The sequence below is a fragment of the Moraxella sp. CTOTU46934 genome, from assembly GCF_031979465.1.
Lineage (GTDB): Bacteria > Pseudomonadota > Gammaproteobacteria > Pseudomonadales > Moraxellaceae > Faucicola > Faucicola tetraodonis.
In genome coordinates this window covers 35959-56441 of record NZ_DALZEG010000002.1, presented here as the reverse complement: position 1 = coordinate 56441, position 20483 = coordinate 35959, and the positions used below count along the sequence as shown (strand labels likewise).

Annotated in this window: 17 protein-coding genes; 11 read left to right on the top strand and 6 right to left on the bottom strand. The window is 43.7% G+C overall.

Annotated features, from left to right (window positions below; all coding sequences use genetic code 11):
- Positions 1 to 18: 18 nt before the first annotated feature.
- Positions 19 to 936 carry an EcsC family protein gene (locus RTN07_RS02805; RefSeq protein WP_312175548.1) on the bottom strand — a complete coding sequence of 306 codons (918 nt, stop codon included), beginning with the start codon at positions 934 to 936 and terminating at the stop codon, positions 19 to 21.
- A gap of 302 nt (positions 937 to 1238) precedes the next feature.
- Here RTN07_RS02805 and RTN07_RS02800 point away from each other — a divergent pair, with 302 nt between their 5' ends.
- Both RTN07_RS02800 and RTN07_RS02795 read left to right on the top strand, forming a co-directional pair.
- Positions 1239 to 2465: a beta-ketoacyl synthase N-terminal-like domain-containing protein gene (locus tag RTN07_RS02800; protein ID WP_312175546.1), complete on the top strand. Its 1227-nt coding sequence runs from the start codon at positions 1239 to 1241 to the stop codon at positions 2463 to 2465.
- Positions 2466 to 2570: 105 nt separating this feature from the next.
- Complete coding sequence (locus tag RTN07_RS02795; RefSeq protein ID WP_312175544.1) at positions 2571 to 4064, top strand: anthranilate synthase component I family protein; 1494 nt, start codon at positions 2571 to 2573, stop codon at positions 4062 to 4064.
- 2 nt (positions 4065 to 4066) lie between these two features.
- Here the strand turns inward: RTN07_RS02795 and RTN07_RS02790 are convergent, their stop codons facing one another.
- Positions 4067 to 4303: a hypothetical protein gene (locus RTN07_RS02790; RefSeq protein WP_312175542.1), complete on the bottom strand. Its 237-nt coding sequence runs from the start codon at positions 4301 to 4303 to the stop codon at positions 4067 to 4069.
- Positions 4304 to 4323: 20 nt separating this feature from the next.
- Positions 4324 to 5448 (bottom strand): histidinol-phosphate transaminase, encoded by a 1125-nt coding sequence (hisC, locus tag RTN07_RS02785; RefSeq protein ID WP_312175540.1) that lies wholly within the window; start codon positions 5446 to 5448, stop codon positions 4324 to 4326.
- A 378-nt stretch (positions 5449 to 5826) separates the two neighbouring features.
- Here hisC and RTN07_RS02780 point away from each other — a divergent pair, with 378 nt between their 5' ends.
- Positions 5827 to 7113: an MFS transporter gene (locus RTN07_RS02780; RefSeq protein WP_312175537.1), complete on the top strand. Its 1287-nt coding sequence runs from the start codon at positions 5827 to 5829 to the stop codon at positions 7111 to 7113.
- A gap of 320 nt (positions 7114 to 7433) precedes the next feature.
- A complete protein-coding gene (locus RTN07_RS02775) occupies positions 7434 to 7982 on the top strand; it encodes a ferritin (protein ID WP_065253274.1) in 549 nt (182 codons plus the stop codon).
- A gap of 103 nt (positions 7983 to 8085) precedes the next feature.
- Here RTN07_RS02775 and lon read toward each other — a convergent pair whose 3' ends face one another.
- From lon to RTN07_RS02760, 3 genes are all read right to left on the bottom strand, one after another.
- Positions 8086 to 10566 (bottom strand): endopeptidase La, encoded by a 2481-nt coding sequence (gene lon, locus RTN07_RS02770; protein WP_409455531.1) that lies wholly within the window; start codon positions 10564 to 10566, stop codon positions 8086 to 8088.
- A gap of 506 nt (positions 10567 to 11072) precedes the next feature.
- Complete coding sequence (locus RTN07_RS02765) at positions 11073 to 11330, bottom strand: hypothetical protein (protein WP_312175531.1); 258 nt, start codon at positions 11328 to 11330, stop codon at positions 11073 to 11075.
- A complete protein-coding gene (locus tag RTN07_RS02760) occupies positions 11317 to 11934 on the bottom strand; it encodes a 5-formyltetrahydrofolate cyclo-ligase (RefSeq protein ID WP_312175529.1) in 618 nt (205 codons plus the stop codon). Before RTN07_RS02760 ends, RTN07_RS02765 begins: the two co-directional genes overlap by 14 nt.
- Before the next feature lie 473 nt (positions 11935 to 12407).
- Here RTN07_RS02760 and RTN07_RS02755 point away from each other — a divergent pair, with 473 nt between their 5' ends.
- From RTN07_RS02755 to RTN07_RS02725, 7 genes are all read left to right on the top strand, one after another.
- Positions 12408 to 13391 carry an AraC family transcriptional regulator gene (locus tag RTN07_RS02755; RefSeq protein ID WP_312175527.1) on the top strand — a complete coding sequence of 328 codons (984 nt, stop codon included), beginning with the start codon at positions 12408 to 12410 and terminating at the stop codon, positions 13389 to 13391.
- A 218-nt stretch (positions 13392 to 13609) separates the two neighbouring features.
- The gene (locus RTN07_RS02750; RefSeq protein ID WP_076774009.1) at positions 13610 to 14506 is read left to right on the top strand and encodes a hypothetical protein; all 897 of its coding nucleotides are present in this window, start codon (positions 13610 to 13612) and stop codon (positions 14504 to 14506) included.
- Between the two features lie 27 nt (positions 14507 to 14533).
- Complete coding sequence (gspF, locus tag RTN07_RS02745; protein WP_312175524.1) at positions 14534 to 15739, top strand: type II secretion system inner membrane protein GspF; 1206 nt, start codon at positions 14534 to 14536, stop codon at positions 15737 to 15739.
- Between the two features lie 126 nt (positions 15740 to 15865).
- Positions 15866 to 16315: a type II secretion system major pseudopilin GspG gene (gene gspG, locus RTN07_RS02740; RefSeq protein ID WP_409455530.1), complete on the top strand. Its 450-nt coding sequence runs from the start codon at positions 15866 to 15868 to the stop codon at positions 16313 to 16315.
- A gap of 194 nt (positions 16316 to 16509) precedes the next feature.
- Positions 16510 to 18684: a cytochrome c biogenesis protein CcdA gene (locus RTN07_RS02735; protein WP_312175518.1), complete on the top strand. Its 2175-nt coding sequence runs from the start codon at positions 16510 to 16512 to the stop codon at positions 18682 to 18684.
- Positions 18685 to 18786: 102 nt separating this feature from the next.
- Entirely contained in the window at positions 18787 to 19284 is a 498-nt protein-coding gene (locus tag RTN07_RS02730) for a DUF3465 domain-containing protein (protein ID WP_227713387.1), read from the top strand.
- Positions 19285 to 19362: 78 nt separating this feature from the next.
- A complete protein-coding gene (locus tag RTN07_RS02725) occupies positions 19363 to 20469 on the top strand; it encodes an RNA-guided endonuclease InsQ/TnpB family protein (protein ID WP_312175512.1) in 1107 nt (368 codons plus the stop codon).
- Positions 20470 to 20483: the final 14 nt, after the last annotated feature.

The following is a 20483-nucleotide window of genomic DNA, read 5'->3' as shown; positions in this document are numbered from 1 at the left end:
TGTTATATTAGCGCAAGATTATTCTTCAGTCGTATGAGTCAACTTTGGCGCGGGGGCAAATACCGACATCGCAATTTCAATCACTTCATTGATAATAATATTGTTGTAAGCCGTACCCAAGCCAACCGCAGTGAGTGGAATGACTTTATGTAAAAAACCGAAATTAAACTGCTCAATGTTGATATTAAACTGCGTCGATAGTTCTTCTAGTTTGGTTAATATGCCCATCGCTGATTGGCTGTCTTCTTCGGCAAGTACTGCCGTTCTATACTCTTCAATCGACTGGTCGGTCATCGCTTCAAATATACCCAAGCCTGCCAGCAAAGTTTGCTTTTCTTGCAATTTATTGAGATCCACTTTAGCTAAAATTTCATAAGCGATGGCGATACCTTGTTGTCCCGTCAACGGACGATCATAGATTGCACTGATTTGGAAAATCGTCCGCAAACACACCGCCAATAGCCACATTGTATCTACCAAAATACCGGGTAAACCCGCCAAGTTACTAAGCCCACCTAGCGTGGCTAAAGCACGGTTTTGATCGCCAATACTACGGGCTAGGGCTTGTCGCTCACTAGCAACCAAAGTGTCTTTAAAACGCCCATCACGCGCCAAATCAAAATTCGCCCAATTTTGCGACAGTTTACCGACTTGGGAAAAAACCGCATCCGTTGCTTTATCAAAAATCGCCTTGGGGATTAGTGAGGTTGCCATTTTGCTATAGCTGCCAAATGGGGTTTTACCAAGTAGTTTTTTTGATAGTTTGGGAATATGCTCATGAAACGCATTTTTATCATTTGATAACGCTTGTTGAAGGCTATCAAAATCAATATCCGCTAATGGTTTGTTTTGTATCGTATCTTTTGCGCTCAGTTGTGCTAATTTATGACCTAGCGCTTCAAAGACACGGCGGCTAATAGAAGTGGAGGCTGACATGAGAGTTATCCTTAATATTATGCTTTTTTATTGGGAAATACTGTCGTAGTAAAACAGCGTAAAGAAAGTGACCGCACTTTTCAACTTTAATGCGTAAAGAGACGTTACACAATGATATCTTTTGTCGATTTAGTTGAATGTTGTGCGTGTAGCTATATTGGATTAAGACAACATAACTAACCATAGTCGTGGTCTAAGAAATATTTTGTAACATTTTTGGGGAAAAACTAGGCAGGTGAAATCGAGAGGGGTACAATAGCATGATATTTATCATCAATTGATTAAACCAAAAGGAATGGTATATGCAGCGCGTTGTAATCACAGGGGCAGGACTTATCTCATGTATTGGTAATGACTTAGCCACAGTCAGCGAGTCGCTACAGCAAGGCAAATCGGGGTTGGTATTTAATCCGATTTATCAAGAAAAAGGCTTTAAAGCCTGTATCTCAGGTAGTATTGATGACGATAACCTAGATACCTCGCATATCGATCGCAAACTTAAACGCTTTTTGTCAAAAGCCAGTTTATACGCCTATCTAAGTGCGCTACAAGCAATCGAGCAAGCAGGATTGTCATTAACAGATATTGCTCACAATACCAATATTGGCGTGGTAGCAGGTTCGGGTGGGGCATCGAGTGCCGATGTGGCGGCAGCGGTCGATGCAATGCGTGAAAAAGGCTTGCGCGGTGTCGGCGCCATGGCAGTGCCAAAAACCATGGCAAGTACGGTATCAGCCAGTGTCGCAACGGGGTTAAAGATTGGCGGGGTTAGCTACTCTATTGCCTCAGCTTGTGCGACCTCAACGCATTGTGTGGGTCATGCCATGGAGCTGATTCAATTGGGTAAGCAAGACCTTGTGATTGCAGGCGGCGGCGAGCAAGAAGACTGGACACAATCTTGTATGTTTGATGGCATGGGTGCGATGAGCACACAGTACAATGACAAGCCGCAACTCGCCAGTCGCCCTTACGATGCAGATCGAGACGGTTTTGTGATTGCCGGCGGTGGTGGCATGGTGGTGATTGAGAGCCTAGACTCTGCGAAACAACGCGGCGCGACTATTTTGGCAGAGATTGTTGGCTATGGTGCAAGCTCTGATGGGGCGGATATGGTGGCACCCAGTGGGGTAGGTGCGGTCAACTGTATGAAACAGGCGCTTAAACAAGCAGGCTTAAACTCCGTTGACTATATCAATACTCATGGTACTAGCACCCCCATTGGGGATATCACAGAGCTTGAAGCGATTCGTCAGGTGTTTGGAAGTGAATTACCACCGATTAGCTCAACCAAATCAATGACAGGTCATAGTTTGGGCGCGGTGGGCGTGCAAGAATTAATTTATTGTTTGTTGATGCTCAATCAAGGCTTTATTGCGCCCAATATCAATATTGAAAACTTGGATGAAAAAGCCAAAGATTTTGATATTGTGCGTGAGAAACGGGATGCAAATCTTAATACGATTATGACTAATAGCTTTGGCTTTGGTGGTACCAATGCAAGTTTGATTATCAAAAAGTTTGTTGAATAAATACTGATGGACCGTCATAATTGATAAAAATAGGCGATGACAGTTACCCGATTGTCATCGCTTTTTTGACGCTAAATATAATCATAAAGGTAAAGCATGTACCCAATGCCAAGTTTACAACATCTTGCGCCCTCTCAACTCATCACCCTGTTACAACAGTTTAATACGACCAATAATCATGCAATCTATCCGATTTGGCTCAATAACGAGGGTCAAAATGTCATCGGTTTATTGCCAAAAACAATTTTTGAAATACATTCTCAAAATCAGCTTACCCAAAAGCAACGTCAAAATTGCTCATTCGATGATGTTGGGTACTGTGATACTGTGATTAACACTGGTGCTGATACTGCCACTGATAGGGCAGCTAAGGGTGTTGATATTAGCGAATTAACTGCTGCGCTTGAGGCTTATCAACAGCTATCACTTAAACAGTCTGCTAGCCAACATACGGCTAATGTGGGCTACCAAGATGGCTTGATGGGATTTATTAGCTACGATTTATCAGCGTATCATTTAGCAAATGCAAACCGTGTAGCAAATGCAAACCACATGCAAACAAGGGCACATCACGTAGAATCTAGTTACTTAACGCCCAATCAGCCGCAGCTATTTTTGGGACATTACGATATTTATTTGACCTATCAGCACCAGAAGTGGCATTTACATACAACCACTGAGGAAGCCATGGCGCAAGCCGCCACCATCGAAAACTGGCTAAATGATTTAGTCAGTGACGTCAAGCTTCCTACACCAAAGCCGCTTAGCTTGTTACCTTTATGGCAAAAATCTGCGTACCACCAAGCTTTTAACAAAATCCAAGACTACCTAACAGCAGGGGACTGTTACCAGATTAATTTAACCCAGTGCTGGCAAGGTGAGTTATCCAATCAGCAGTTGGTCGATTATTTGCCAAGCTTGCATCAGTCCACCCAGGCGCCGTTTGCAGGATATCTAGCACTCGGCAATTATGAGTTACTAAGCTGCTCGCCAGAGTTATTTTTTACCTTCGCAAAAAACGCGCAAGGCGAAAATTGCATTATTACCAAACCCATCAAAGGTACACGCCCACGTGGGCAAAATATAGCCGCTGACCAAGCCAATAAAAATGAACTTGCCAGCAGCGAAAAAGACATCGCCGAAAATGTCATGATTGTCGATTTGCTGCGCAATGATTTGGGCAAATATGCCAAGACTGGGACGGTAAAAGTCCCAAAACTGTTTGATATCGAAAGTTTTAGCAATGTGCACCATATGGTGAGTACCATTACCGCCACCCTCAAAGAAAACATCAGCCCTTGGAGCGTTTTGTTTGAAAGTCTGCCCGCGGGGTCAATCACGGGTACACCCAAAAAGCGCGCAGTAGAAATCATCAATGAATTGGAAGCCAAACCGCGCGGGGCTTACTGTGGTACGATGGGGTATCTCAATTTTGATGGCACAGGGCAATGGAATGTGCTGATTCGGACGCTACAAGCTTTAGATAATAATGTCAGTCTGTGGGCAGGCGGCGGCATCACGATTGCATCAGACTGTGAGGCAGAATACCAAGAATGTTTTGATAAAGTAGGAAATTTATTAAAAATATTACACCAGTAAAGTTACAACAACCTGCCATCAAGTGCGGTATTGAGTTCAGCCGCACTGATGGGCGCGCTTTCGTCCTCAAATGGATTAAACACTAGCTCAATATCATAAAAGGCGATATGGGTATCCACAATCGCCAATTTTTTGCGACCCAATTGCTGGCTAAATGCCAATAACTGTGCTTGATGAGCAAAGCGATAAGTCACCACCTCGCCTGTTTCGATATTTTGGCATTTGATAAAAAACTGCATGCTAGGGTCACTCACAGCGGTCAAACCAAATTTGTTAAGGTATCTAGTAAGCGTTGGTTTTGTTCTGCCGTACCGATGGTGATACGCAAATAACTGCTAATTTTTGGTTTGTTAAAATGACGAACAATCACCCCTTGCGCCCGCAATTTTTCAAATACCTGTATGGTTTCCCCCATTGAAGCAGGTGGTTTGGCAAACACAAAGTTGGCTTGTGAAGGTAAAACAGTAAAGCCTAATTGGATCAAAGCTTGAGTGACATCATGGCGTAGTGCGATAACTTTCTGGTTGCAAGCAACAAAATAATCGTTATCTTGTAAGCTAGCAACCGCGCCTGCTTGGGCAAGGCGATCTAGGGGATAGCTGTTAAAACTATTTTTATAGCGATTTAATGCTTCAATGAGTGAGTGATTGGCAAACGCCATGCCGACACGCAGCCCTGCTAATGAGCGAGACTTTGAAAAGGTTTGGGTTACCACTAAGTTATCATATTTGTTAATCAAACTGACCGCAGAGGCATTGGGTGTGTCTGCAAAATCAATATACGCTTCATCAATCACAATGACCGCATTGCGATGTTCTTGTAGGAGTTTTTCGATATCCGCCAGCGGCAAAAGCACCCCAGTTGGCGCATTGGGATTGGCAATAATAATGCCACTGCAAGGGCGGCGATAGTCATCGACATCAATGCTAAAATCGGCTTTGAGCGCAATGGTCACCAAATCCACGTGGAAAGTATCGGCATACACAGGATAAAAACTGTAACCAATATCAGGGGTTAATACCGAACGGTCTTTGACAAAAAAACAAGCAAAAATATGCGCCAAAACTTCATCAGAGCCATTACCGACAAAAATTTGATTGGGGGCTACCTGATAAACTTGTGCCATTACCGCACGTAGTTCGTCAGATTCTGGGGCGGGGTAGCGCTTTAAATGATCGGCTTGATTGAGCAAAACTTGTGCGATGGCTTCAGCGACTTTGGGAGAGGGGGGAAAAGGGTTTTCATTGGTATTAAGCTTACACAGATTGTCATGCTTGGGCTGTTCACCCGGTGTATAGGGCGTTAGGTTGCGAATCAAGGTGCTCCACAGTCGAGTGTTAATTTCGGGTGTTGCATCTGCGTTTGAAGTAAGCGTATCCACCATGACAAATCCTTACAAGATAATCAATGTGTTAAATCAATGTGGTCAGTCAATTTGCTAAGTCAATTTACCAAATCAATTTACCAAACCAATGCGCCAAAGGCTGGCACAAACAATACATAGTAGCATAAATTGGTTAAAAATTTATCCATCGTAGCCCACTGATATCATAAAATTTGGGCTCAACGGTTGAGCAAGACGGATAGGCAGTGAATTTTTAGCCGTTATGTGAATAATCCGTGCGCTGGCTTGGCGAATGTGTTAAAAGATAACCTTTTAACTCAAGCCCGTTAAACCAAGCACCTTAACTCAAGCTCGTTAAAATAAGCTTATTAAATCACCCTTGCTAATAGATTACCTAGTTAAAACTTTGGAAGATGTATGAAATTCTCCGCGTCGCAATCGAGCGAGTCGAATATTCACCCTGCTGCTAACGCGTCTCAGATTTCGGTAGCGACTGCCCCGACCAAGGCATTAATTATCACGGTAGTCATTGCCATTTTATTATTGGCTATCAATATGCGCGCGCCCATTATTGGGTTTGGTGCGGTAGCAAAACTGGTTCAGCAAGATTTGGGGTTAACGACCAAAACCATTGGTTTGATTGGTACGATTCCTGTCATGGCATTTGCATCGAGTTCGTTTATTGCGCCTATGTTGTCACGGCGGATTGGCTTAGAAAACACCATGATTTTGGCAACCAGTTTGCTTGCCATCGGTATTTTTGTGCGAGTGGCGCATCCGCAATTAGGGTTTTTGCTAGCGGGCACGGTGCTGCTATCGTTGGCGATTTCACTCGGCAATGTATTAATCCCTGCCGTCATCAAGAAATACACTCCCAATCAAATTGGGCTTGTGATGGGAAGCTATTCGATGTTTTTGTCGGTGTTTGCTGGCTTTGCGTCAGGCATTGCGATGTGGCTTGTTAGCTTGTCCAACTGGCAATTTGCACTGGGGGTATGGGGCTGGGTCTCTGTGGCAGCGGTAGCAGCTTGGCTAATGGTTGCTCATTTGCGGTTACGGCAAAAAATTAGCAGCCATGATGCTCAAGTCATTAATCAAGCGGTTGCCGAAGTAGGACAACCAAGCCGAAAATCAGTCTGGAAAATCCCGATGGCGTGGTGGATTAGTGCGTTTATGGGTTTGCAATCACTACTTTATTATACGCTCGCCAGTTTTTTACCCTCGTTACTCATTGATAAAGGGCTGAGCAAAGCGCAAGCAGGCAACGTGGGCATGGTGTTTCAATTGGTGGCTTTTCCTTCGATTTTACTGTTGACCAAATGGGTCTCTAGTCGGTGGAATTTACGCACGTTAGCGTTGCTTGCCGCAGTGGGAAACTTGGTAGGCGTGTTTGGCTTTGGGTTTTTGCCTCTGCAAGGCTGGGTATGGGTTTGGAGTATCGCATCTGGCTTTGGATGTGGGGTGATTTTCACTTTATGTATGATGATTTTTACCTTAAAATCAAAGGATAGTCAACAAGCCGCTGAACTGTCAGGGATGGCACAAACCGTGGGTTATAGCATCGCCATAACCGGTCCGATTGTGACAGGGTGGCTTAAAGACTTGAGTCATACTTGGACACTATCGATGGGATTTTTAACCATTTTAATGGGGCTTAATTGTGTGTTTAGTTGGTTAGCAACGCAAAACAAAGCGATTGAATAGCGAGGAAAAATTTGGGGTAACCTTGCGCATTTTACCCGGCATTTTTATGTTAAAGGCTTGTGTATCTTTCAGCTAAATTGAGTAAAAAATCCTGTTTATTGCCAGCTTTTTATCTATACTGTGAGCGTCATTACCAATGCAATTAACGGCAAACAACGGCAAACAACGGCAATAGTGTTGGTAATGCTCTGTTTTATCCTTAACAATTATATAGCCAATCTTGGTAGCCAATCATGAGATAACTCATGTGATAACGTTGTCTAGTCAAGATTAGCCATCTTATAAAATTAGCCACAAAAAAATCATCAGAGGAAAATAACATGTCAAACGATAAACGTATTTCAGACGCAATGGAACAAGCGTTAAACAAGCAAATGATGGTAGAAGCCACACAAGCGCAGGCATATATTGCGCTAGGCAGTTGGGCGGAAGTGAACAATTATCCAGGTATTGCAGATTTTTTCTACAAGCATTCGGCTGAAGAACGTAATCATATGTTCAAGTTTTTAGCTTATATCAACGAGCGTGGTGGCGAAGCTAAAATTGAAGCGATTCCCGCACCGCGTGACAACCCTGTCAGTCTTGAAACCTGTATCGAAGACGTTTGGCAACATGAGTTAGAAAATTCAAAAAAAATCTATGCACTTGTGGACCAAGCCATGGCAGAGCGCGATTGGGCAACGTTTAATTTCTTACAATGGTTTGTCAAAGAACAAATCGAAGAAGAGGCGTTAATCAATAATCTACGTGATAAATTTGCCTTGGCATCAAAAGATAAGGCGGATAACCAAAACTTCTATGAGTTGGATAAAGACATGGCATCAGCCTCCCAAGAAGGTGATTTGCCACGTGAAAAATCGGTTGAATAATTTCTGCCTGCACAAAAAAAAGCTGAGAATCAATCTCAGCTTTTTTGTACTTCATTATTTTTTAATTTCAGTTTTTACTTCAGTGGCAGCTTAGCGTTTTAAATTAACTTTTTAAACTAACGTCACTGGCATCGACCGGCAATTGATTGGGTTTTAACGCCACTGGCTGTGATACCAATGCGGCTTTAAATACTTCATCAATCGTTTCTACTGGCTGGATGCTTAAGCCTTGTTTGACATTGTCAGGAATATCAACCAAGTCACGCTCATTGGATTTTGGAATCAACACGTGTTTGATACCGCCACGATGCGCTGCAAGCAGTTTTTCTTTCAAGCCACCGATACGCAGCACTTTGCCACGCAAAGTAACCTCACCCGTCATGGCAATATCGGGGCGAATGGCAATACCTGTCATCGCAGAGGCTAACGCAAGCGTTAACGCAATACCGGCGGATGGACCGTCTTTGGGAGTCGCACCTTCTGGCATATGCACGTGGATATCTGTGCCTTTGAGCTTATCATAGCTGACGCCTAAGCTATCAGCACGGGCACGAACCACCGTCATCGCCGCACGAATTGACTCTTTCATCACATCGCCTAGTGAACCTGTAAAACTCAGTTCACCTTTACCTTGCACCGCAACCGCTTCAATGGTCAACAGCTCACCACCGACTTGTGTCCAAGCCAAACCTGTGACGCGACCGACTTCAGGTTCTTGCTCCGCCAAGCCATAATCGAATTGGTACACACCCAAGTAATCAGCGACATTTGAACTATCGACCGTTAATTTGTGTGCCGCGGTTTTATCTTCCGCTTTGTCTTTGCCCGATGATTCAACATTTTGTTTTACCACTTTGCGGGCGATTTTGTTGATTTCACGTTCAAGGTTACGCACACCTGCTTCACGGGTATAGCGTTGTACAATCGCTTTGAGTGCCTCATCGGTGATATCAATTTCAGTATCACTTAAGCCATTTTGCTTGATGGCTTTTGGTACTAAGTATTTATCCGCGATGCTGATTTTTTCATCTTCGGTATAGCCGGGCAGACGAATCACCTCCATACGGTCAAGTAGCGCAGGTGGGATATCCATACTATTAGCGGTACAGATAAACATCACTTGTGATAAGTCTAAATCCATATCCAAGTAGTGATCGTTAAAGCTATGATTTTGCGAGGGGTCTAACACTTCAAGCAATGCTGAAGCAGGGTCACCACGAAAATCTTGCGCCATTTTATCGATTTCATCGAGTAAGAATAGCGGATTTTTTACGCCCACTTTTGAGAGTGATTGTACGATTTTACCTGGCATAGCACCGATATAGGTACGTCGGTGCCCACGAATTTCGGCTTCATCTCGCACGCCGCCCAATGCCATACGGATAAACTCACGACCTGTCGCACGGGCAATGGACTCACCTAAAGAAGTTTTACCCACCCCAGGCGGACCTACTAAGCAAAGAATCGGACCTTTTAAGGTATCCACGCGAGATTGCACTGCCAAAAACTCCAAGATGCGGTCTTTCACGTCTTGTAAACCATAATGGTCAGTGTCAAGCACGTCATGGGCTTTATTAAGGTCGATTGAGACATCACTGGTTTTGTTCCAAGGGGTGTCTAAAATCCACTCGACATAGTTGCGCACGACCGATGACTCAGAAGAGGCAGCAGGCATGGTTTTGAGTTTACGAAACTCATTTTCTGCTTTTTTACGCACCGCTTCTGGCAAATCGGCTTCCGCTAAACGTTTTTCTAGCTCAGCAATATCGTCATCTTCATAATTCTCACCGCGTTCTTCATGAAGGTCAGAAAGCTCAGATTTTATCGCTTTCATTTTTTCATTTAAGAAATACTCGCGCTGGTTGTTTTCCATCTGGCGACGTACCGCTTCTTGTAATTCTTGCTCGATATTGTGCTCGGCGCTTTGCTGAATCAAATAGTCTGACAACTCTTTGATATGCGCAGTCAAATCATCGACTTCCAAAAAGTTTTGTTTAATCGATAAATTGAGTGAGACACGCGTCGCAATGAAATATACCAACTCTTCAAGTTGGGTGATACGCTCAGCCACACGAATTAACTCGCGTGAGTTACGTAGGCGATTTTCGGCATATTTGCTAAACAAAGCAACTAACGCTTCTTTGTGCGATTTTTGCGTTTTAGCGGTCATATTGACGGTGATAGGCGCTTTTTCAAAATCGGCCAGTAATACCGCTTCTTCCTCATCGGTGTCTTGAATATTGACCAATTTGGCACGGTAAAGACCTTCAATCAGCACTTTGATGCAATTTTCGTCATTTTCATGTGGCATGGTATTGACGACACGGCACACCGTACCATATTCGAATAGATTGCTGGCATCAATGTCTTCAGATAGTGAGTCTTTTTGTGCCACCACCAATACTTTATTGTCAAATTCATTTTGCGCAAGCTCGACTGCTTTGACTGAAGGCGTACGACCCACAAATAAAGCAATTTGCATTTGTGGATACACCACAACGTCACGTAAAGCTAACAATGGTAGCGTCGTGAATTCTTGCGACTCAGATGATTCTGGATTTGTCATTAAAACATCATCTTGCATATACTATGTCCCCTTAAATAACACAACAAGCAACTGACCATTTGTGAGCAAATGATGGCTTGCTGATAGACTTAAAAATATAAATGGCGTCAATGCAAAAAATTGCAAGGCTAGCGATTCAAAGGGAAAAAAAGAATATATGAAGGGATTTAAAAGGCTAAAAATTGTGGTGGCTAAGGCAATTTTCTAGCTCGGCATAGCAAAAAGACATTTAAAATAAGCGTCAAGATAATTAAAAAAAGCCCAAATTTGACGCTTGAAGGAAAAATATCTAGCATGGCGCTATAATCTTCAATTATTAAACGCTTGTATTGGGCATAAAGCTCAAACCAAATCGCCAAAGTGCAAGCTGTCATACTGACAAAGATTATCAAACTAAACCAAGCCTCACCTAGCCAACGCTTCAGCAAAACAGGTTGTGTTAGTCCCAGTAGCGGCAACATCCAAGCCAACAATCCCAATAATATACTAATCATAAAGTCACTCTAATATTGATTCATTACTGCCTAGAAGTCATCCAAGTCTTCAGAATTCACTCGGGTAAAGGCATCAGCTTGGGTTAAAAGTTGATTTAACCTATCGGGATTCATGACACTGGCAATTTCTGCATCGCTTAACTCACCGCTTGATGGATAGAAGAGCTGATGGACTTGGCTAGTGTCAGTATCGGTATCGGTATCGGTATCAGTATCAGCGTCATTGTAGTTTATAGCAGGTGAGGTCATCACCACATGTTGAAATAAGGAGTTGTCATTTTTTTGCATGGGAGAGTTCCACCAAATAGCGTCTAAATAACCATAGTTTACTAGGCGTGATAAGTGCATCAAGCCTGATATCCCAAGGATTAGCATTTAATTTTTCAACCAATTGAAAATCATAAGCCCAGCCAATTTTAAGCAGTTTGCTTTTAACTTTGGCTAAGGTGCGGTCATAGTAACCGCCACCCATCCCCATACGATTGCCAATTTTATCCGCTGCCACTAACGGCATAAACAATACATCAAGCGCCGCCACTTTAAGCATTTTTCCTTTCTCAGGTTGGCGCATACCCAGTGGGTGTTTGGGTAGGCGAGATTGTCGCCAAGTTTTTTGGCTAAACTCGATAAATACGAGCGGCTGATGTTTGCCAGTGACGACAGGTAAATAAATACGATAACCGCGCTGTCTCGCCCAATCCATCAGCGGTTGGGTAGGCATCTCCCCAAAGGCATCGGCAAAAATCCCGATCTTGACGTTTTTGCCAGTTAAAGCAGGATGTTGTAGTCGATTTAAACTTCGTCGTGCTTGATAAGCGACGCGATTACGGTGGCGCCTGGATAAGCGTAGACGTTGTTGACGTAACTGTTTACGCAAGTGATGAGAATTCATAGATTCATAGCGATGATGTAATGGTTATAGATTATAGTTAAGCCATTGATAATAAAGCATGATAATAAATCAAAATCAAAAAAAAGCCAAATGGCTGATTTGGCTTAGTTGCTAAGCTATTTATTGACTTATTTATTTGCTTAAACATCCAAATATCCTACCGCTAGTGTATAACCCATAACAAGTGTCCACTAATTATTATTACCTGTTATGCCATTCCCTTTGAAATCGTTGAAAAATAAAGCATTTTTGCGGCCTGTAACACTGAATTTTAGTAGCCCTACGGACTCAAAGTTAACTAGCAGCGCCTGTAAAAGATGATATGATTGCTGATAACGAGGATGACGGTTTATGTATACGTCTTTAAATTTTTATCTCAAGTCCAATTACTAAAGTTTGGCTTGTAAGTTAGCTGGTTTGTAGTTTATGTTGCATTTTTTTAAATTGCTGTGTTGATAACTTAGGAAAAATTAATGGATGCACTCAGTATGTTGCTTGAAGATATACATTTGTATCAAACTCAGTATCACTATATACACGCCACTGGGGAGTGGTCGTTTGAGTTAGATAAAAAAGATTGTATCGTGTTTTATTTGGTTACTACAGGTGGGATTAGTATTAGGGTCGATGATGTATATCGCAACGCACACGCGCGCGATGTGGTCATGGTGCCAGGCGGCAAGAAACACCTTATTTGTGGTGTGGGGCAATCGGATATTCCTTCAATTGACATTGCCCCATTATTAAGCAACCAGACTGTTGAAACTATCCACTTGGGTAACCCGGTCATTCATAGCAAAGGTGATGAGCCAGCGCAAACAACCGAAATAGTCGCGATTGTGTGCCATTACGATCGAGAGATTACGCGCCCGTTACTCAGCGCTTTACCAGAAATTTTGCCAGAAAGCGAATCAAACGATGAGCAAAAAATGATTATGCTTGAGTTGGGTGTCAAATTTTTGGCATTAGAGTCTGAGCAGAATCGACTTGGTAAAATGACCATTATCAATCGTATCGCCAGTATTTTGATGATTGAGTGTGTGCGCAATTATATTGAGGATTTGCCCGAAGCGACAGATAATTGGCTAAAAGCTGTGAAAGATCCTTACCTTGCCAAGGCGTTGGCAGTCATGCATGATCGACCTGAGACCAATTGGACCATTCATAAGTTAGCTGAAGTCGCCGGGATGTCACGCAGTAGTTTTGCCGAACATTTTCGTGAAGTGGTGGGGGTGCCGCCGTTAACTTATTTAACCGACTATCGACTTCGTCTTGCGGCGCGGTATTTACGGCTACAAGAAAATAGCATCAGCCGTATCAGTGAGTTAGTGGGTTATGCCTCCGATAGTACCTTTAGCCAAGCATTCAAACGCGTCTATAAAATGTCACCACGAAAATACCGCCAATCGTTTCGAACCGATAGTGTGCATTTTGCTGACAGCTTGGGCGAGGAGTAAGTCTGTAGTGGACAACCCTAATTAACCACAAAAAAGCAGGTTTGCTGCGGTTTTGTGGTTATTGCCACTTTTATAGCAAGCTCTATGTCTTATGACAAGTTTTATCGCAACCAAGAATGACCAGTCTATTTTCATAGCAATATCTGTTAGGTTATGTCGACAGGGGTATGATATAGTGACAAGCACTGTCCCATATATTATCAGCTGTGATTGCCAACATGGAAACTTCAACTACCAAAGGTCAACCTGTCGAAGCACATGGCTTGCACATCAAGCCCAATCCAGAAGACCCTGCGATGGACCATCGTGGTGTTAAGCCGATGGATGTTACCAGTCAATACACTGCCGTGTTTCATGCCCAAGAAAACGCAGTGACCCAGTATTTTGAGCACTCCCATCCCAACCAACTGTTATTTTATATTTCCAGTAAAAAATCCCAATTTATTGAAACTAAAAAACTGCAAATCGCCAAATATTTAAACATGCGCGATAATGTTGGGCTGATGCAACTGCAGCATTTGTTCAATAATTTACATATCGTCGATGATTTGGTGATGTCGATTAGCCATCATTTACCGCCGCAGCGACCGATTGGTTGGCAGCTTGTCAGCCAAAGCAAAAATTTAATGAACCTGCCAACCGTAGGCTTGATGCCATCATCCGCTGATTTCCGCGGTCTTGAGCATAGTTTGGCGGCGACCGTGATTCAGTTTTTGGGCGTGGCATGCTATCACAATGACCGGGGTTATTTTGTCGGGCATATTTTAGGTTATTTATTTAGTTGTTATTATTTTGCCCATCTCGGTGTCAACTATTCAGTCACCCCATTAAAAGAGGCGGCGATTCCCAATTACCCTTACCAAGTCATCAATGTGGCAGAATTGGTGAGACTATTGCAATCACTCGATGAGTCGCTCAAAGCGCAAGTTTATCAATTAGCCATCTATTGTGCCCAAATCAGTGAATACGCCGTTGACAAACGAATCGAGAAAATGCTGATTACTGAGGTCAATAGCTTTAACAAGCAAGACTTGCGCGATGAGCTATCGGTGTTGGTACAATATGATTCCAATGAAAACGAGTCTTTATTTCAGCCTATTAAGCCTTTAAAATAACGCTAATCTTACCCGTTGGGAACTCACATGCCCGCATTTCAGTACAAAGCCATGGATACCCAAGGCAAGTCACACCAAGGTATTCTTGAAGCCGATTCTGCTAGGCTAATCCGCCAACAATTGCGTGATAAAAATTTACTGCCTGTCGAAGTCTCACCTGTACAAAAAACCGATGTCAGTCGCAACCGATTGTGGCAAAAAGGGGTGGGTGCGTATGATTTGGCATTAATTACCCGCCAATTGTCGGTGTTGTTGGCAGCGTCGATACCGATTGAACAAGCGTTGCAAGCGATTGCCAAACAAAGCGAGAAACCGCATGTCAAAGCGTTGATGCATGGCGTACGCGGCAAAGTATTGGAAGGCTATAGCCTAGCGAGCGCGCTACAAGACTCCGGTAATTTTCCAGCAATTTATATCGCCACCATTGCCGCAGGTGAGCGCTCAGGGCATTTGGATTTGATTTTAAACCAGTTAGCTGATTACACCGAAAATCGCTTTGCCATGCAAAAAAAGGTACAAGGCGCGATGGTGTATCCGATCATTTTGCTGATGATGGCGGTGGCAGTGGTGGTGGGCTTGATGAGCTTTGTCGTGCCAAAAATTGTCAAAGTGTTTGAACAATCCGAGCAAGCGCTGCCATGGATCACCCAAGTGGTGTTAGCATTGTCTAACCTCTTAACCCAATGGTGGTGGCTGATATTAGGGGGGCTAATCGGTGCGGTGTTTTTATTTGTGAAGTTTATTAAAACAGCAGCAGGCAAAGCCACTTTTGACCAATTTGTCTTGCGGTTGCCGGTGTTTGGTAAATTATCGCGAAATCTTAACGCATCACGTTTTGCCAGTACGTTAGCGATTTTGGTACGCTCAGGGGTGCCATTGGTGGAAGCACTGGCCATCGGCGCGGCAGTCACCACCAATACCCATATCAAACATACCATCGCGCGCGCAACAGAAAAAGTCACCGAAGGCGCAAGCCTATCAAGCCAGCTTGAGCGCAGTAATTATTTTCCGCCGATGATGGTACAAATGATTAAAAGCGGCGAGAACTCAGGCGAGCTTGATGACATGCTGACGCGTGCAGCAGCGATGCAGCAAAATGAAGCCACCAATATGATTAGCACGCTATTGTCACTACTTGAGCCGCTGATGTTGGTACTGATGGGGGTGATAGTCATGACCATTGTAATGGCAGTGATGCTACCGATTATCAATATGAATGATTTGGCAGGCTAAAACCTAAAACCGCCAAATAATTAATGGCTAAATAATCCGACAAAATTAACCAAATCGGTATGCAAATTGTCAAAAAAGCCGTGTAAAATCCTAACACCTTATCAAAAAGCGCTAAAAATCTAAAAAATGGAAATTCGTATGTGTTGTGCTCATGTATCAAAAAATCGTCAAGCGGGTTTTACCTTAATTGAAGTCATGGTAGTGATTGTCATTTTGGCAATTTTGGCAGGTCTAGTGGTGCCCAAAGTGGTGGGTCAAAGTGACAAAGCCCGCATCAAAACCACCGAAACGGCTTTATCCAACACCTCAAATGCCATTGATATGTTTAAAGTGGACAATGGTCGCTATCCCACCACCCAAGAAGGCTTAGAAGCCTTAAATAAGCCACCACAAGGCGCCAAAAACTGGCCAGAGGGCGGGTATATTAAAGGCGGTTTCCCTAAAGATGGCTGGGATAATGACCTACAATACGTTATCCCAGGTACAGAAGGCAGAACCTACGATTTGTTCTCACTGGGGGCTGATGGCAAAGAAGGCGGCGAAGGTCAAGACGCAGACATTTTTGCTAAGTTATAAGTTTGGTGTTTCCACTGGGTTAACGAAATCAGAGTCACGCACTCTGATTTTTTTGCTAGGTTTTTGGACAGGGATTAGCTAAAATTAGTCGTCATAGTATAATTACGTGGCTGAAAACGTATAAATCTGAAACGTATAAATCTGAAACGTATAAATTTAAAACCTGTGAATTTAAAATATATGAGAAGTTTTCTTTGAAAAATATATCCCCTATGCCTACGCCCCTGTGTTGTTTTCGAACCGTGAGTCGTCATGTCTCTTTGCTTGGCACGCTACTGGCTGTCACTAGCCTTACTATGCCAAGCGCGCAAGCGATTAGTTTAAGCGAGATTTTTGGCGGCAGTGACAATCCCAGCTTGACCGCCAAAGACAAGCCGCTACCGGTGCATGAGGCTTTTAAAGTCTATACTGAGCAAAAAGGGCAAGTAGTGACCATTCATGTGGATGTCAAAGCAGGCTATTATGCGTATCGGGATAAATTAACCTTACAATTGCCTGACGGGGTAACAGCGACGCCGCTACAATTTAGTGCAGCACCGACCTATGTGGATGACCCAGATTTTGGTCGGGTGCCTGTGTTTGAACAACCCTTTACTGCCACAACCACGTTGAGCGCGGATAAAGCAATCACCTCACAACCTGCTACGGTCAAATGGCAGGGCTGCGCCAAAGTAGGGCTTTGCTATCCCCCTGAAAAGACCAAATTTGTCATCACCCAATTGGCCGCTTCCACCAAAAATGGCGCAACGAAATCAGACGCAATGACGTCAAAAACGGCCCAAGCCAAAGTCACCAATACTGTGGCGACGACCAATGACGCCGTTCCAGTAGCGACTCAGCAATCTGCTAGCTTGACCCCTGCTAAAACCGTCAATGAGGCAACTAGCACACCGTCTCCCAAACAAGCGCTGTCCAGTGGCAATACAGCCGCAGCAGCGCAGCAAGTCGCATCGACCACAGTGACCGATGTCTTAACTACAGCGCAGTTAACGGCATCCGCCCCTGTCGTATCTATGGCATCGTCTCAACCTGCCCAAACAACTGTCATCACTGAACCCGCGGCTTCATCGGCGGCGGTGGCAACGAGTTTGACGGCTAGCCCTAGTAATCAAGATATTTTTGGATTGACCAAACATAGCGGTGTTGCATTATTGCTGTTGTTTTTAGCGGGATTAGGGTTAGCTTTTACCCCTTGTGTGTTACCCATGCTACCGATTGTGGCCAATATCGTTGCCCGTCAACATCGTCCATCTGCCAAAAAAGGATTGTTACTCACGGGTAGTTATGGTTTGGGTGTTGCCACCAGTTATGGCATTTTGGGCGCAGTGGTTGCGTTATTTGGGCAATCTTTGGGTATATTAAACTGGCTACAAAACCCTGTCATTTTGCTAATTTTTGCGGGGTTATTTATCCTGCTTGGACTGTACATGTTGGATGTCATTCGCTGGCAATTGCCCCATGCGCTGCGTGTTAAGTTCCAAAAAATCAGCCAAATTGGGGAAAATCGACTTGGTAGCTTAAGTGGTAGTTATTTGACGGGCTTGTTTTCTGCACTGGTTGTCTCCCCTTGTGTGTCGGCACCCCTTGCAGGCGCGTTGGCAGGGGTGGCAGCACTGGGTGATCCTGTGATGGGGTTTGCCGCATTGTTTTTGTTGGGGCTTGGGCTATCCACACCGCTCATTTTACTGGGCGCCACCCAAGGTAATTTTATGCCAAAAGCAGGCGAGTGGATGAACTGGGTCAAAACCAGCTTTGGTTTGCTGTTATTTGGCGTCGCTTTATTGATGATAGAGCGTATATGGCTATCAAGCGGGATGCTGATGCTATGGGCGCTGTGGTTTGCTGTGATTGGCTTATGGCTGTGGCGCTGGCAGGGCAAAAAAGGTCAATTACTCACTCAAGCACTAGCATTGCTAGCATGGATTTGGTCAGCGTGTCTGGTGATAGGCGCTGCCTCAGGTAGTCAAGATAGTTGGCAGCCGCTTAACAAGCTTGTGAATACTTCAGGGCAATCGGCATTCACGGCAACAAAGACCACCCAAACGATTACAATCACTAAACTGTCAGAGCTTGAACCCTTGCTTACGCAATATCCAAAGCTAGTCGTCGATGTCACCGCAGAGTGGTGCATTGAATGTCGTATCATGGATAAAACACTTTTTGCCAACCCGCCGCAAAGTTTAGCCAGCTGGCAAGTTGTCAAACTCGATGTGACTGACAATACGCCGGATAGCCAAGCAATCTATAAAAAACTAGCCGTGTTCGGTCCGCCTGTATTGTTGTTTTACCAAAACGGTCAACTGGTAGCAAGACAAAACGGTGCAGTCAAACGCTCTGATTTTGAGCAACTTTTGTCCCAATTAAATTAACTCTAAACTCAGTTAAAGAAAATTCAGTTCAAGAAAACTCAGTTCAAGAAAACTCAGTCAAATGATTCATTGACCCATTCAACCATAAAGGTTAAATAAAAATTGAACTATCACTTAGCAAAGTCTATAGCCATCCCGTTAACTTTCGGGGTGCTAATTTTTGTCACTGGGTGTTCCCATGAAGGCAATGCCGACCAACAGCCAAGGCAAAATAAAAGCCAAAACCAAAGCGGAAATAGCCAGTTAGCAAGCCCAAATTCACCGTTAGTGGACTCAAAGTCCAATCAACAGACGGCTAAAAATTCAGCAAGTTATACTGACAAAAAACGTCAGGCAACAAATATTCAATGCAACAACGCCGTCATTAATCAAGCTTATCAAGCCAAAAATCCCAGCGTTAAACGACAGGTATTAGGGTGTGGTACGGTGATTAAAGTGCTAAAAGACGATAATGAGGGTAGCCGCCATCAAAAATTTTTGGTCAAAATTGATAACTACCCAAACATCACGGTGTTAATTGCCCATAATATTGATTTGGCACCGCGCATCGAGGGTATTCAAGCCAACAATCCCATTCGTTTTTATCCTCCGTTGCCGTAAAACCACCGACTTTAGGCGGTGGATATAAGGCAACTCATACACTATAACGCTTGCATAAATTTTGCTAAAATAATTTGCATGAAAACACTCAAGCTACGCATACGAGATAAACACACAGCAAAGCTTAACCGCCTAAGCGGTTCGGTCAATTTCGTATGGAACTACGTCAATGACTTGAGTTACAAGCACCTACAAAAAACTGGTAAATTCTTTTCAGCTTATGATTTGAACGAATACACCAAAGGTAGCGGTGAATTACTGGGGTTACACTCGCAAACCATTCAAGCCATCAATGAAACCCACGCCAAAGCTAGAAAACAATTCAAAAAAGCTAAACTATCATGGCGAACCAACAACCCAAATTCAAAACGTAAATCATTAGGTTGGCTACCATTTAAACAATCTGCCATTAAGCATATTGCCACGCACCAAACAGGCAAAAAGGGCTTAAAATCCACCTTACAGCTTAGTTTAGCCAAAGGACAAAAACTAGTCATTGACCTATGGGACAGCTACAACCTTAGCCTATACCAAATCAACACATGCGAATTGGTACAAGACAGCCGTAACCGTTGGTATGCCTGTATCACCGTCAAAGACTACCCCAAACAATCATGCGGTACAGGTAGCATTGGCGTTGACTTAGGGCTTAAAGACAGTGCCACTACCTCAAGCGGTGACAAACTCACCATCAAGCAAACGCTCAAATATGCCAAAGATTTAGCTACCGCTCAACGTGCTAAAAACAAACAACGTATCAAGGCTATCCATGCCAAAATCAAAAATACACGCCAAGACCTAATCCACAAATTTACCACCCAATTAGTCAAAGATAATGCGCTAATCGTGGTGGGTGATATTCAGAGTAATCAATTTAATAGTAAAAAAGGCAAACTCGCCAAATCGGTTTACGATGCAGGTTGGTTTGAACTCAAAAGGCAACTGACCTACAAATGCGAGAACGCAGGTTGCCGTTTTGAAATCGTGAATGAGAGATACACGACCCAGCGATGTTCGTGTTGCGGTGAAATCACCGCCAATAGTCCGAAAGGTAGAAAATCGCTTGGAATAAGAGAATGGATATGTGCTTCGTGTGGCACATGGCATGATAGAGATATCAATGCCAGTAAGAACATTCTTGCGGTCGGGCTTGACCGTCTTGTAGAAGGAATCCCCTTGCTTTAGCAAGGGGAGGAAGT

Excerpts from the sequence above, each read along its gene's own strand:
- RTN07_RS02805 (WP_312175548.1), bottom strand. The coding sequence starts at position 936 with ATGTCAGCCTCCACTTCTATTAGCCGCCGTGTCTTTGAAGCGCTAGGT.
- RTN07_RS02790 (WP_312175542.1), bottom strand. The coding sequence starts at position 4,303 with ATGCAGTTTTTTATCAAATGCCAAAATATCGAAACAGGCGAGGTGGTG.
- RTN07_RS02765 (WP_312175531.1), bottom strand. The coding sequence starts at position 11,330 with ATGCAAAAAAATGACAACTCCTTATTTCAACATGTGGTGATGACCTCA.
- RTN07_RS02780 (WP_312175537.1), top strand. The coding sequence starts at position 5,827 with ATGAAATTCTCCGCGTCGCAATCGAGCGAGTCGAATATTCACCCTGCT.
- RTN07_RS02755 (WP_312175527.1), top strand. The coding sequence starts at position 12,408 with ATGGATGCACTCAGTATGTTGCTTGAAGATATACATTTGTATCAAACT.
- RTN07_RS02725 (WP_312175512.1), top strand. The coding sequence starts at position 19,363 with ATGAAAACACTCAAGCTACGCATACGAGATAAACACACAGCAAAGCTT.
- lon (WP_409455531.1), bottom strand. The coding sequence starts at position 10,566 with ATGCAAGATGATGTTTTAATGACAAATCCAGAATCATCTGAGTCGCAA.
- RTN07_RS02795 (WP_312175544.1), top strand. The coding sequence starts at position 2,571 with ATGCCAAGTTTACAACATCTTGCGCCCTCTCAACTCATCACCCTGTTA.
- RTN07_RS02775 (WP_065253274.1), top strand. The coding sequence starts at position 7,434 with ATGTCAAACGATAAACGTATTTCAGACGCAATGGAACAAGCGTTAAAC.
- RTN07_RS02750 (WP_076774009.1), top strand. The coding sequence starts at position 13,610 with ATGGAAACTTCAACTACCAAAGGTCAACCTGTCGAAGCACATGGCTTG.
- RTN07_RS02800 (WP_312175546.1), top strand. The coding sequence starts at position 1,239 with ATGCAGCGCGTTGTAATCACAGGGGCAGGACTTATCTCATGTATTGGT.
- gspG (WP_409455530.1), top strand. The coding sequence starts at position 15,866 with ATGGAAATTCGTATGTGTTGTGCTCATGTATCAAAAAATCGTCAAGCG.
- RTN07_RS02760 (WP_312175529.1), bottom strand. The coding sequence starts at position 11,934 with ATGAATTCTCATCACTTGCGTAAACAGTTACGTCAACAACGTCTACGC.
- gspF (WP_312175524.1), top strand. The coding sequence starts at position 14,534 with ATGCCCGCATTTCAGTACAAAGCCATGGATACCCAAGGCAAGTCACAC.
- hisC (WP_312175540.1), bottom strand. The coding sequence starts at position 5,448 with ATGGTGGATACGCTTACTTCAAACGCAGATGCAACACCCGAAATTAAC.